Below are 12,260 nucleotides of genomic sequence, written 5' to 3'. Positions count from 1 at the left end.
ACTGGGAGAATCCCGTGACGAAGCGACGCACGGCGGCGACCCTCGCCGCTCTCGCCACCGTTCCGGTCCTGCTGTCGTTCGCCTCGGCCGGAACGGCCGCCGCGCACGGCTCGATGCAGAACCCGATCAGCCGGTCCTTCACCTGCCGGAACGAGAACCCCGAGCAGCCGAAGTCCGCCGCCTGCAAGGACGCCATCGCGATGGGCGGAACCCAGCCGTTCTACGACTGGCACGAGGTCAACATCCCGAACGCGGCCGGCCGGCACCGCCAGATCATCCCCGACGGCAAGCTGTGCAGCGCCGGGCGCGAGAAGTACAAGGGCCTCGACCAGGCCAGGGCCGACTGGCCGTCGACCACCCTGCCCCAGTCCGGGTCGTTCACCTTCAACTACCGCGCGACCGCCCCGCACCCGGGCACGTTCGAGCTGTACGTGACGCGCAACGGCTACGACCCGAGGCAGCCGCTGAAGTGGTCGGACCTGGAGCCCACGCCGTTCCTCACGGTCCGCAACCCCAGGGTGCAGAACGGCTCGTACATGATGAGCGGCCAGCTCCCGCAGGGGAAGTCCGGCCGGCACCTCATCTACGCGGTCTGGCAGCGCTCGGACAGCGCCGAGGCGTTCTACTCCTGTTCGGACGTGGTGTTCGGCGGTGAGTCGGGCGCGGCGGCCGAGGAGGCCCCCGCCCAGGTCGACCCGGCCTTCGCGCGGGAGATCGAGGAGCAGACCAGGAACGGCGACCACGCGGGCCACGGGTCCCACCACCGCGCGGTCGCCGCGACCGGCACCTCCGACGCCCTCCCGCTGACCCTCGGCGGGGCGGCCCTGCTCACCGTGGCCGCGAGCGGCCTGGTCCTGTACCGCCTCCGGCGGGCGGGCCGCGAGCGGAGCTGACCACCCGGCTGGCGCGTCCCGACCTGGGCGGGACGCGCCAGCCCCCAGCCCGCCTCAGTCCACTGAGGACAGTGGAGTGGCCGGGGCGGGGAACAGCGAGCTGTAGGCGTTGAGGGCGGGCTGGCCGCCCAGGTGGACGTAGAGGACGGTCGAGTCCCGCCCGATCTCGCCGCTGGCCACCAGCTCGATCAGCGCGGCCATCGACTTCCCCTCGTACACGGGGTCGGTGATCATCCCCTCCAGGCGGGCCGCGGTGCGGATCGCGTCGAGGGTGCGCTCGTCGGGGACGCCGTAGGCGCCGGCGTGGAACCGCTCGTCGAGCACGATCTCCCCGATCCCGATCTCCCCGTTCCCACCACCCAGCAGCTCCGCCGTGCGGGTCGCGATGCGCGTGATCTGCTCCCTGGTCTCGGCCGGACTGGCGGACGCGTCGACGCCGACGACCCTGCGTTCCTCGCCGAGCGCGGCGAACCCGGCCACCATGCCGGCCTGCGTGCTGCCGGTGACCGAGCAGACGACGATGGTGTCGAACCGGACGCCCAGCTCCCGCTCCTGCCGCACCAGCTCGGCCGCCCACGCCGCGAAGCCGAGCCCGCCCAGCGGGTGGTCGGAGGCGCCGGCCGGGATCGCGTACGGGCGGCCTCCCGCCTCCGCCACCTCCCGCAGGGTCTCCTCCCAGCTCGGCTTGATCCCGATGCCGAACCCGGCGGGGACCAGCCGCACGTCCGCGCCCATCACCCTGCTCAACAGGATGTTGCCGACGCGGTCGTAGCCCTCCTCGTGCCAGTCCACCCAGCTCTCCTGGACCAGGACGCACCCCAGCCCGGCCCTGGCCGCCGCCGCGGCCACCTGCCGGGTGTGGTTGGACTGCACGCCGCCGATGGAGACCAACGTGTCGCAGCCCTGCACGAGGGCGTCCGCGACCAGGTACTCCAGCTTGCGGGTCTTGTTGCCGCCGTAGGCGAGCCCGGAGTTGCAGTCCTCGCGTTTCGCCCAGATCCGGGCGCCGCCGAGGTGGGCCGTCAGCCGCTCAAGCGGGTGCACCGGAGAGGGTCCGAGGAGCAGGGGGTACCGGGGGCGGTCGACGAAGGGCATCAGCTCTCCCGCTGGTCGTGGGCGGAGTCGTGGGCCTGGTCGTGGGCGGAGTCGTGGGCCTGGTCGTGGGCGGAGTCGGCCAACAGCGCGCCGAGCGTCTCCCAGTTCCGCTCGACGAGGTGGCCGGCGCGCTCGGCGTCCCGGGCCACGAAGGCGGCGACGATCTCCTCGTGCATGCGCACCGACTCGCGCCCCAGCACCGAGGAGAACCGCAGCAGCACCAGCCGGCGCAGGGCGGGGGTGTAGCGCTCGATCGTGGCCGCCACCGCCGCGTTCCCGCTGACGGTGACGGCCACCCGGTGGAAGGCCTCGTCCGCCCGGTGCGCCGCCGCCACGTCGCCGGCGGCCAACGCCGCCGCGAACTCGGCGTTGGCCGCGCGCATCGCCTCGACGTCGGCCTCGGTCGCGCGCGGCACGGCCAGGCGCGCGGCGAGACCGTGCATGGCCCGCACGACGACCTGCGCGTCGCGCGCGGCGTCGACGTCGAGCGGCGTCACCCGCGTGTAGCTGTGCGGCTTGCTCTCGACGAGGCCCTCGTCGGTCAGCCGGGCGATGGCCTCGCGGACGGGCGTGCGGGACAGGCCGAGCCGCTCGGCCAGCTCGACGTCCTTGATCGGCTCGCCCGGCGGCAGCGTGCCGTCGACGATCGCCTCGCGGATCTCCGCCAGCGCGCGGTCCCGGAGGAGCACCCGGTCCACCCGGCTGATATATCGCATACCAGCCACGCTCGCAGCCACGCCCACCGCGCGTCAAGGGGTCAGCGGATCACCGCATCCCCAACCGCAGCAGCGCCCACAACTGCGCCACCGCGTCCTGGTCTCCCCTGGTCGTCACGGCCCGGTCCGGCAGCCGCCCCCACAGCCACAGGTAGACGGCCGACGAATCGCCCGTGACCACGGCGTCGGCGGTCACGGCCTCCTCCGGCGACACGCGACGGGCCTCGGCGCCCGACGGGCTCGCCCGCGCCACCCAACCCCGGTCTCCGAGGACCACACCCACGCACGCGTCCCGGGTGCCGGCGACGCCCAGCGCGTCGAGCCGGTGCCCGAACCACAACAGCAACGCCTCGTCCACGCCGTCCAGCGCGACGTCGACCGGGATCGGGTCCAGCTCGACGCCCTTGGCGCCCTGGACGTCGACCCGGTGCACCACGGTCTCGTGCGCCAGCCGCCGCCACCAGAAACCGCGGGTCGGGTCCGCCGGCCACCACGTGCGGCACGGGTCGGTCGGCAGGTGCCGCCGCGACTCGGCCAGCAGGTCGGCCAACGCGGCGAGGAGCGCGTCCTCCGGGCTCTCCCCCGCGTCGCCGGGCGCGTGCGCGGACGAGCCCCGTGCCCGCACCGCGCCGCCGCCGCGCAGCCACACCACGACCGAGCGGTAGATCTCGGCCACGTGCCGCACCGTCTCGCCCAGGTTCAACCCGGGGCATCCGGGGACGGGCAGCGCGCGGTCCGCGCCGCGCGCCACCGCCGCCAGCAACCGGCCCTCGACCTCCAGCACGTCGAGCAGCCGGTCGTAGTCGATCAACGCGGTCACGGCCGCACCCCGTGCACCGCGCGTTCGGCCAGCTCCACGAACTGGCCGACCTGCCGCACCATGTCGTCCGCGTCCCTGGTGGACACCAGACGGGTGATCCCGGCCTGCACCAGGGACCGCGTGCGCGCGCCGGCCGCGAAGAACGCGGCCCACTCCCGCAGCTCGGGAGCCACCGACGCGAGCAGCTTCCACGCGCTCGTCGGGCGACCCTGCTCCGCCAGCGGGCGGGCCCTGACGGCGAGCACCGCGGCGGCGGCCCGCAGCGCGGCGAGGTGCGCCGCCGTGTAGCGGTCCGCGTCGCGCGTCGCGAGTTCGGCCTCGGCCAGGCCGCGGTGGGCCTGGGCCAGCAGGGACAGCGCGGCGGGCGGGGGCAGCGGGCGCACGGCCAGCTCGTCCCGGGTCAGGGGGCGGGGACGCACGTCGACCCGGTCGCCCCGACGCGGGGCGGGGATCGAAAAGTCCAGCGGAACAGCCATCACGGCCTCCTCACGACGTCGCCTGCGCGGACGTGTTCCGCCGTGGGGAAGCCGGCGGCGCGCCCAGCGACGGGGTGCTTCCCCCACCCCGCCGCCGGGCGACTGCGCGGGACCCGGTCCGGGCCCCGTCCGACGTCCGGTCCGAGATCGACCCGAGGTCGATTCGAACGAACGTTCGAACAAGGCCAGGTTAGCGCCGCCCACCGACAAACCTCAAGCGCCGACGACCCCCGGCACGGCGCAGGGTGGCTCGACGCGACGGCCCGTCTCCGTGGTCTCATGGGTGGGTGAGCTCACTGGCGCACCCTGGGATCCAGAAGGTCACGACGGCGCTGCGCGAGGCGGGGGCGGCCGAGGCCGCCCTCGGCGTGCGGGTCCTCGACCAGGACGCGCGGACGGCGGCGCAGGCCGCGGCGGCGCTGGGCGTCCCGGTCGGAGCCATCGCCAACTCGCTGGTGTTCGACGCCGACGGCGAGCCGCTGCTCGTCCTGACCTCCGGCGCGCACCGCGCCGACACCCGGTTGCTCGCCGAGCTGGTCGGCGTCGCCCGCGTGCGCCGCGCCGACCCCGAGTTCGTCCGCGCGGCCACCGGCCAGACGATCGGGGGAGTCGCGCCGGTCGGCCACCCCGCGCCGTTGAGGACGGTGATCGACGAGGCGCTGGCCGTCCACCCCGTGGTCTGGGCCGCCGCCGGCCACCCCAGGGCCGTCTTCCCCACCACGTGCGCGCGGCTCGCGGCCCTGACCGGCGCCCCGGTGGCGCGGGTCGCCCGCGACGAGGTCGGGAGCGCGGCCCGGTGACCGCCGCGCGCTCCCCCGTCTCCGCCCACCTCGTCGAGTGGTCGACCGACCAGCTCCGCGCGCGGCTCGGCGAGGCGTTGACGGTCTACGTCACCGCGATGCGCTACCCGATGAGCACGGTGCAGCAGCGCGCGCCGATGTGGCTGTCACACATGGTGAGACCGGGGTGGCGCTGCACGGTGGCGCTGGGCGGCGACGGGTCGTTGCTCGGCATCGGCTACGGCTATCTCGGCGCCCCGGGTCAGTGGTGGCACGAGCAGGTGCGCCGGGGACTCGTGGCCGTGCGCGGGAGACACGCGGCCAACGAGTGGATGACCGACTACTTCGAGCTGACCGAGCTGCACGTGCGGCCGGACATGCAGGGTCACGGCATCGGCGAGAGCGTGCTCCGCCGTCTCCTCGACGGCGTGTCGGCGCGTCGGGTCCTGCTCTCCACCCCCGAGGGGCCGACCAAGGCGTGGCGCCTGTACCGGAGGGTCGGGTTCGGCGACCTGCTGCGGGACTACCTGTTCGCCGGCGATCCCCGCCCGTTCGCCGTGCTGGGGCGCGAACTCCCGCTGGAGCCCCCGGACCGCGACTGACCGCCCTCTCCCCCGGCCCGGCCGGTGTGCGGCCATTCCGGCCAGCGTGCGGCCATCAGGTGAACGCCGACGCCCCGGTGGCCGACCAGGACCCACACCATCGGGGTGGACCAGCGCCGCGCCTCAGGGGCGTGACGGGACGGACGGGGCACACTCACCCTCGCTCCTGGTCCAGGTCACGTACGGAGAGGCTTGCGGTGGGCACGCGGACGAACGGCGAGCGGTTCCCTTTCCCGACCTCCCTGCGCACGTCCCCGCGCGTCGACCCGTGATGGCGCCGGCGAGTGAGGGCCTGCCGGCGGGGCTGGCGGGCGCCGCGCTGGCCGGACCGGACGGCGCGGCGTGGCGGGAGGCGTTCCTGGCCGTCCCCAGGGCCGGGTTCGTGCCGGCCCACGTCTGGGTGGGCGAGGGCCAGGGCCCGCCCAAACCCGTCTCCCGGGACACCGACCCCGACCGCTGGGCCGAGGTGGCCGGCTCCGACGTGCCGGTCCTGACCCAGTTCGACGACGGCGCGACCCGGTGGCCCGACACGAACGGCCGGCACTGCACCGGCTCGGTCTCCCCGCCCAGCCTCGTGCTCACCCTGTTGACGGCGTTGGCGGTGGAGGACGGCAACCGCGTGCTGGAGGTCGGCACCGGCACCGGCTACACGACCGCGCTGCTGGCGCACCGGCTCGGACCGTCCCGGGTCACCAGCGTCGAGATCGACACCTACCTCGCGGCCACCGCCCGCGCGGCCCTCGCCGCGCACGGGTACCTGGTGACGGTCGCGCGGGCCGACGGCGCGGCCGGCCACCCCACGCGCGCGCCCTACGACCGGGTGCTGTCCACGGCGGCGGTCACCGTGGGACGGCTGCCCTACGCGTGGGTCGCCCAGACCCGTCCCGGCGGCCGCATCGTCGCTCCACTGAGGACGGACTACTCCGGGGGAGCCGTGCTCACCGCGTTCACGGTGCACGAGGACGGCACGGCGACCGGACGACCGCTGGGCCGCGTGCCCGCGATGCCCCTGCGGCAGCACAGGACGCGCCGCGTCGACACGGCGTCCCTGCCGCACGGGGACCCGGACGCGCGACTGGCCAGGACCGGGCTGAAGCTGTGGCGGGTGGCCAGGACGTTCGACGCCCGGTGGGCGATCGGCGCGCAGGTCCCCGACTGCCACTGGTGGCACGAGCCGCCCCGCGACGGCGGACGGGAACACGCCCTGTGGCTGCTGGACCCGGTCACGTCGTCGTGGGCGCACGTGCGCTACGGGGCCACGCCCGGCCCGCAGGCGGTCTGGCAGGGCGGACCGCGCGACCTGTGGGACGAGGTCGAGGCCGCCTACCAGCGGTGGAAGGCCGAGGGCCGGCCCGGCGTCGACCGGTGGTCCTTCGTCGTGACCCCCGACCGGCAGACAGCGGTCCTCGGGGACCCCGCCGGCTCATGACCGACGGGGTCCCCGGGGACGTCGCGGCCCGCTCAGAGCTTGGCGAGCTGCTCCCGCAGCGTGTCCAGGCCCATGGCGCCCATCTCCAGCGCCTGCATGTGGAACCGCTTGAGGTCGAACGCGTCGCCGTGCCGCTGACGGGCCTCCTCACGCGCGGCCAGCCACAGGCGCTCGCCGAGCTTGTACGACGGGGCCTGGCCCGGCCAGCCCAGGTAGCGGTCGATCTCGTCACGCACGTGGGCGGGGTCGGTGATGGTCCGGGTGAGCATGAACTCCAGGCCCAGCTCCGGCGTCCACCGCTCGCCCTCGTGGAACCCGGTGCCCGCCGGGATCTCCAGCTCCAGGTGCATGCCGATGTCCACCACCACGCGGGCGGCGCGGAACAGGTGGGCGTCGAGCATGCCCAGCAGGTTGCCGTCGTCGTCGAGGTAGCCCAGCTCGCGCATGAGCCGCTCGGCGTAGAGCGCCCAGCCCTCGCCGTAGCCGGAGACCCAGCACATCAGGCGCTGGAAGCGGTTGAGCCGCGCCTGCTGGTAGACGGCGGTCGCGACCTGGAGGTGGTGGCCGGGCGCGCCCTCGTGGTAGACGGTCGAGACCTCACGCCAGGTGGTGAACTCCTCCTTGTCCGCGGGGACGGACCACCACATGCGGCCGGGGCGGGAGAAGTCGTCGGTCGGGCCGGTGTAGTAGGCGCCGACACCGCCGCCGGGGGGCGCGATCCGGCACTCCAGCTTCATCAGCGCGTCGGGGATCTCGAAGTGCACGCCGCGCAGGTCGACCAGCGCCTTGTCGGACAACTGCTGCATCCAGGCGGCGAAGGCGTCCTGGCCGTGGACCTTGTAGCGCGGGTCGGCGTCGAGCGCGGCGGCGGCCTCGGCCAGGGTGGCCCCCGGCTTGATCCGCTGCGCGACCTGCTTCATCTCGGTCTCGACGCGGGAGAACTCCTCCCAGCCCCACTCGTAGGCCTCGGCCAGGTCGAGCTTCGCGCCGGTGAAGTACCGCGACCACAGGCGGTAGACGTCGGCGCCCACGGCGTCCTTGGCCGGCGCCTTGGGGGCGAGGTCCTCCCGCAGGAACCGCGCCAGGTCGGCGTAGGCCTCGGCGGCGGCCTTGGCCCCGGTCTCCAGGTCCGTGCGCAGGGCGGGGCCGATCCCGTCCCCGCCCTCGGCGGCGGAGATCAGGTTGGCGAAGAACGACCGCCCACCCCGCAGGCCGGCCCAGGTCTCGCACTGCTCGGCGACCCTGGTGACCTGGCGGATCGCCGCGACCCTTCCCTGGTCGGCCGCGTGGGCCAGCGAGGCCCGCAACTGGGCGATGGCCTCGGGCATCGCGGTCAGCCGGCGGGCGATCACCGACCAGTCGTCCGCGCTGTCGGTCGGCATCAGGTCGAACACCTGACGCAGGTCCTGGACAGGGCTGGCGATCACGTTGAGGGAGGACTCGTCGAGCCCGGCGTCGTGGATCTCCACGTTCAGGCCGACCCGCTCCAGGAAGACCGCCCTGGCGGTCTCCTCGTCGGCGTCGGCGGGCCGGGCCGCCTCGACGGCGGCGACCGCGCGGCGGGACAGCTCGGCGCGGGCCTGGTGGCCCTCGGGCGAGAAGTCGGTCAGCTTCTCGTCATGACCTGGAACGCCCAGGTAGGTGGCAGTGATCGGGTCGAGGGCCGCGTAGTCCTCGACGTACCGGTCACTGATCTCGTGCACACCGGTAGGGGTGGATGCCATGCACCGGACGCTACCCGTTCACCCCGGGTGCTCCGCACCCCGTTTGGCCGGTCGGCGGCACCGGCTCAATCGCCCGGAAAGGTGAAGCAGCACGCCAGGTTCCCCCCATCCGCGCGGCGTCCGCGTGATCGGGCCCGGCTCGGGGCGCGCCGACCATCACCCGACTGGCACGATGGCCCGGTGCGCCCCGGGGTGGAGCAGCCGCTCGTCCGGCGCCGTGCTCGGCCAGCCGTCACGGCGCTGCCGCTGCTCGTGCTCGTCATGGCGGTCCTGCTCGGCGGCTGCGTCCGGGTGAAGGCCGCGATGGCCGTGACCGAGGAGGACCGGGTCTCGGGCGAGCTGGTCGTGGCCGCGCTGCCCACGCGCGAGGGGGACGCCGGGCCCCAGCTCCCGGTTCCCGACTCGCTCGTCGGTCGGGTGCGGACGCAGCCCTACACCAGCGACGGCTACACGGGGACGCAGCTCTTCTTCACGGAGCTGGGGTTCGAGGAGCTGCGGGTGCTCACGAGCCTCACCGCCGCCACCAACTCCCGCTACCAGTTCTCCCTGCGGCGCACCGGGGAGACGGTCACGCTCAACGGGACGGTGGACCTGACGCAGGTGCCGCCGGACCGGACGGACGTGCAGGTCAGGATCACCTTCCCCGGCCAGGTGCTGACCACCAACGGCGACGAGGTGTCCGGCACGGTGAGCTGGCTCCCGAAGGCGGGGCAGGTCAACGAGCTGGCGGCCACCGCGCGCTACGTCGGCGCGGCCTCGGGCTCCTGGCACGGCTGGGCGTTGCTGGTCGCCGTGACGTGCGTGGTCGTGGCGCTCTTCGTCATCGGCCTGGCCTTCCTGGTCCACCGCCGCCACCTCCGCCGCGAAGCCGCCGGCTGACCCACGTCGCCGCCTTTCGTCGACGAACCCGCCTCGGCTACTCCCGCCGGGTCGAGAGGACGAGCCGGCGAAGGAACACCAGCACCTCATCCAGCTCAACCACCACCCCGAAGTACCCGGCCTCGTCCGCGAACGCGAGGTGATCGAGCCCCGGAGGCGCGATCGCCTCCCACTCCACCGCCCCAACCCGGAACTCGATGAACCAGAGCCCCGGCCCACTCGACGCCTCGTCCAGATCAACGTCGATCTCCAGCCACTTCCGGCTGGCAGGACTCCACCACCGATTCACGCCACTGATCCAGCAACGGCGATAACCGCGCCTTTCCCTCGTGGGTTTCTACCGCCTTCCTGCCTACAGCCGCTGGACCCGCTGATGATGCACATGCCTCAACGTCTCGCGCACCGGGCGGCGAGAGCAGGACTGCCTAGAGGGAAGGAGGGTCAGGCGCGGGCGGGGACGAGGCCGAGGCGGGCGACGACCCTGCTCGTGGCCAGCGAGCGGTTGAGGGTGTAGAAGTGCAGCGCGTTCACGCCCTCGGCGAGCAGGCGCTGCCCCATCTCGGTCGCGATGTCGACACCCTCGGCCCGCAACGCCTTGGGGTCGTCGGCGAACCGCTCGATCCGGGAGACGATGGTCGAGGGCACGGGCGCGCCGGCCAGGTGCGCCATCTTCTGCACACCGCGCAGCGTGCTGATCGGCATCATCCCGGGCAGCAGCGGCACCTCGTCGAGGTCGACGCCCTGCGCGGCCACCCGGTCGCGCAGCCGCAGGAAGTCGTCGACCTCGAAGAAGAGCTGCGAGATCGCGTAGTGCGCGCCGGCGCGGATCTTGCGCACGAGATGGGCGGTGTCGGTCTCCAGGTCCGCCGACCGGGGATGGCCGTAGGGGAAGGCCGCGACCCCGACGCAGAAGTCACCGAGTTCCCGGACCAGGCGAACGAGTTCCTCCGCGTAGGTGACGCCCTGTGGATGGGGCACCCACTCCCCGTGCACGTCGCCGGGCGGGTCGCCCCGCAGCGCGAGCACGTTGTGCACCCCGACCGCCGCGTACCACCCGATGACGTTGCGCAGCTCGGCCACGGAGTGGTTGACCGCCGTCAGGTGGGCGACCGGCACGAGCGTGGTCTCCTGCGCGATCCGGCCCGTCACCCGGATGGTGCGGTCCCGCCGGGTGCCGCCGGCGCCGTAGGTGACCGACACGAAGGCGGGGTCGAGCGGCTCCAACGCGCGGACCGCGTGCCAGAGCTGCCGCTCGCCCTCGGAGTCCCGCGGTTCCAGGAACTCCACGGAGAAAACGGGCCGTCCACACCGCACGCGATCGACCACCGCCACCATGTTCCGGAGGGTACTTCCGGGACCGAGTGTCGAGAGTGGACTCCCACGGAATGGGAACAGACATCGTCAAATGACCCCGGGGCACGGCGGCGTCGGCTCCCTTGGAGGATGGGGAGGTGCCCCCAACGCCAGACCACGGCTCCCGCACCGGCCTCGACCTCGACCTTCCCGGCCACGTCGAACGGGAGCTGACCTCCTTTCTCCAGCGGCGCCGCGCGGAGGCGGAGCTGATCGACACGTCGTTCGCCGACGCCGTGGACGCGCTGTCGGGCTTCGTGCTCGGGGGCGGCAAGCGCATCCGCCCCACGTTCGCGTGGTGGGGGTGGCGGGGCGCCGGCGGCGACCCGGACGGCCCGGAGACGCCCTCGGTGCTGCGCGCCCTGAGCGCCCTGGAGCTGATCCAGGCGTGCGCGCTGGTGCACGACGACCTGATGGACGACTCGGCGATGCGGCGCGGCGCGCCCACCATCCACGTCGCCTTCGGCGAGCGCCACCGCGCGGAGGCGTTGCGGGGCGAGCCGGAGCGGTTCGGCCTGGCCGCCGCCGTGCTGCTGGGCGACCTGGCGCTGGCCTGGGCCGACGACATGCTGTTCGGGGCAGGGCTGCCGCCGGAGGCGTTGCGCAGGGCCGCCGAGCCGTGGCGCCTGATGCGCACCGAGGTCCTGGCCGGCCAGTACCTCGACGTGCTCACGCAGGCGCGGGGCGACGAGTCGGTCGAGGCGGCGCTGCGCGTGCCCAGGATGAAGACGGCGGCCTACACGGTGGAGCGCCCGCTGCACCTCGGCGCGGCGATCGCGGGCGCCGACGAGGGACTGGTCGAGGCGTTCCGTCGGTTCGGGGCGGACATCGGCATCGCGTTCCAGCTCAGGGACGACCTGCTGGGCGTGTTCGGCGACCCGGAGGTCACGGGCAAGCCGGCGGGCGACGACCTGCGGGAGGGCAAGCGCACGCTGCTGGTGGCGCTGGGTCTGGAGCACGCGGAGACGTCAGGGCGGCACGACGCGGCCGGGGTGCTGCGGGCGGCCGTGGGCGATCCGGAGCTGACCGAGGAGCGGGTGGAGGTCGTGCGGGAGCTGCTGGTCGACCTCGGGGCGGTGGCCGCAGTCGAGCGGCGGATCGACGAGCTGCGGGAGGCCGCGTTGGCGGCGTTGGCCGCCGCGCCGGTCGCGGAGCCGGCGGCGACCAGGCTGGCGGAGCTGGCGGTCGCGGCGACCCGGCGCGCCTGGTGACCCAAGGGCCTTGCAACTCATGGGCCTTGTGACCCGATGGGTTTCCGTGACCGGGTGAGTGCGGTGACGTACTGGTGACCTACTGTGCTTGGCGAGACCGCAGACATGATCTGCTGGGCCGCTGACGTCACGGTGCCTTGCTGGACGGGAAGATCAGCGACCAGGCGGGCTGGCGAGGTTGGGCCGACCTAGTGAGCTTGGCGAGGTTGCAGTGATCCGCTGAGCCTGGTGACGCAAAGGCGATCTGCCGGGCTACTGACATCACGGTGCCTTGCCGAGCCCA

Annotated in this window: 13 protein-coding genes; 6 read left to right on the top strand and 7 right to left on the bottom strand. The window is 73.9% G+C overall.

The genetic code is table 11. The features are described 5' to 3' along the window. Positions 1-14: 14 nt before the first annotated feature. Entirely contained in the window at positions 15-893 is an 879-nt protein-coding gene (locus LX15_RS02145) for a lytic polysaccharide monooxygenase auxiliary activity family 9 protein (RefSeq protein ID WP_308213391.1), read from the top strand. A 54-nt stretch (positions 894-947) separates the two neighbouring features. On the opposite strand, the gene LX15_RS02140 is transcribed toward LX15_RS02145, so the two are convergent. Genes LX15_RS02140 through LX15_RS02125 form a run of 4 tightly spaced genes read right to left on the bottom strand, consistent with a single transcriptional unit; the run spans position 948 to position 4,000 of the window. Then, positions 948-1,988: a 1-aminocyclopropane-1-carboxylate deaminase gene (locus LX15_RS02140; RefSeq protein WP_253667734.1), complete on the bottom strand. Its 1,041-nt coding sequence runs from the start codon at positions 1,986-1,988 to the stop codon at positions 948-950. Beyond that, the gene (locus tag LX15_RS02135) at positions 1,988-2,704 is read right to left on the bottom strand and encodes a GntR family transcriptional regulator (protein WP_253667733.1); all 717 of its coding nucleotides are present in this window, start codon (positions 2,702-2,704) and stop codon (positions 1,988-1,990) included. Before LX15_RS02135 ends, LX15_RS02140 begins: the two co-directional genes overlap by 1 nt. 49 nt (positions 2,705-2,753) lie before the next feature. Then, entirely contained in the window at positions 2,754-3,524 is a 771-nt protein-coding gene (locus tag LX15_RS02130) for a maleylpyruvate isomerase family mycothiol-dependent enzyme (protein ID WP_253667732.1), read from the bottom strand. After that, positions 3,521-4,000: an SAV_6107 family HEPN domain-containing protein gene (locus tag LX15_RS02125; protein WP_253667731.1), complete on the bottom strand. Its 480-nt coding sequence runs from the start codon at positions 3,998-4,000 to the stop codon at positions 3,521-3,523. Before LX15_RS02125 ends, LX15_RS02130 begins: the two co-directional genes overlap by 4 nt. A 287-nt stretch (positions 4,001-4,287) precedes the next feature. On the opposite strand from LX15_RS02125, the gene LX15_RS02120 reads away from it, so the two are divergent. The 3 genes from LX15_RS02120 (at position 4,288) to LX15_RS02110 (ending at position 6,810) form a co-directional block, all read left to right on the top strand. After that, complete coding sequence (locus LX15_RS02120; protein WP_253667730.1) at positions 4,288-4,800, top strand: YbaK/EbsC family protein; 513 nt, start codon at positions 4,288-4,290, stop codon at positions 4,798-4,800. Then, positions 4,797-5,381, top strand: coding sequence for a GNAT family N-acetyltransferase (locus tag LX15_RS02115; RefSeq protein ID WP_253667729.1), 585 nt, complete (start codon positions 4,797-4,799; stop codon positions 5,379-5,381). Before LX15_RS02120 ends, LX15_RS02115 begins: the two co-directional genes overlap by 4 nt. 271 nt (positions 5,382-5,652) lie before the next feature. After that, on the top strand, positions 5,653-6,810 hold the full coding sequence (locus tag LX15_RS02110) for a methyltransferase domain-containing protein (protein ID WP_253667728.1): 1,158 nt from the start codon (positions 5,653-5,655) through the stop codon (positions 6,808-6,810). Between the two features lie 32 nt (positions 6,811-6,842). On the opposite strand, the gene LX15_RS02105 is transcribed toward LX15_RS02110, so the two are convergent. Then, the gene (locus LX15_RS02105; protein WP_253667727.1) at positions 6,843-8,534 is read right to left on the bottom strand and encodes a DUF885 domain-containing protein; all 1,692 of its coding nucleotides are present in this window, start codon (positions 8,532-8,534) and stop codon (positions 6,843-6,845) included. A 180-nt stretch (positions 8,535-8,714) separates the two neighbouring features. Here LX15_RS02105 and LX15_RS02100 point away from each other — a divergent pair, with 180 nt between their 5' ends. After that, positions 8,715-9,413 carry a DUF3153 domain-containing protein gene (locus tag LX15_RS02100; protein ID WP_253667726.1) on the top strand — a complete coding sequence of 233 codons (699 nt, stop codon included), beginning with the start codon at positions 8,715-8,717 and terminating at the stop codon, positions 9,411-9,413. A gap of 37 nt (positions 9,414-9,450) precedes the next feature. On the opposite strand, the gene LX15_RS02095 is transcribed toward LX15_RS02100, so the two are convergent. Both LX15_RS02095 and metF read right to left on the bottom strand, forming a co-directional pair. Next, the gene (locus LX15_RS02095; RefSeq protein WP_253667725.1) at positions 9,451-9,702 is read right to left on the bottom strand and encodes a hypothetical protein; all 252 of its coding nucleotides are present in this window, start codon (positions 9,700-9,702) and stop codon (positions 9,451-9,453) included. A gap of 152 nt (positions 9,703-9,854) precedes the next feature. After that, positions 9,855-10,748 carry a methylenetetrahydrofolate reductase [NAD(P)H] gene (metF, locus tag LX15_RS02090; protein WP_253667724.1) on the bottom strand — a complete coding sequence of 298 codons (894 nt, stop codon included), beginning with the start codon at positions 10,746-10,748 and terminating at the stop codon, positions 9,855-9,857. A gap of 116 nt (positions 10,749-10,864) precedes the next feature. Here metF and LX15_RS02085 point away from each other — a divergent pair, with 116 nt between their 5' ends. After that, entirely contained in the window at positions 10,865-11,977 is a 1,113-nt protein-coding gene (locus LX15_RS02085; RefSeq protein ID WP_253667723.1) for a polyprenyl synthetase family protein, read from the top strand. The last annotated feature ends 283 nt before the right edge of the window (positions 11,978-12,260 follow it).

Source organism: Streptoalloteichus tenebrarius (assembly GCF_024171885.1).
GTDB classification, from domain to species: domain Bacteria; phylum Actinomycetota; class Actinomycetes; order Mycobacteriales; family Pseudonocardiaceae; genus Streptoalloteichus; species Streptoalloteichus tenebrarius.
Note: the sequence above shows the minus strand (reverse complement) of the source record. Positions and strands in the feature narration are given on the sequence as shown.

Bases quoted from the DNA above. Each gene is read 5' to 3' on its own strand.
- LX15_RS02140 (WP_253667734.1), bottom strand. From the start codon at position 1,988: ATGCCCTTCGTCGACCGCCCCCGGTACCCCCTGCTCCTCGGACCCTCT.
- LX15_RS02105 (WP_253667727.1), bottom strand. From the start codon at position 8,534: ATGGCATCCACCCCTACCGGTGTGCACGAGATCAGTGACCGGTACGTC.
- LX15_RS02125 (WP_253667731.1), bottom strand. From the start codon at position 4,000: ATGGCTGTTCCGCTGGACTTTTCGATCCCCGCCCCGCGTCGGGGCGAC.
- LX15_RS02110 (WP_253667728.1), top strand. From the start codon at position 5,653: ATGGCGCCGGCGAGTGAGGGCCTGCCGGCGGGGCTGGCGGGCGCCGCG.
- LX15_RS02135 (WP_253667733.1), bottom strand. From the start codon at position 2,704: ATGCGATATATCAGCCGGGTGGACCGGGTGCTCCTCCGGGACCGCGCG.
- metF (WP_253667724.1), bottom strand. From the start codon at position 10,748: ATGGTGGCGGTGGTCGATCGCGTGCGGTGTGGACGGCCCGTTTTCTCC.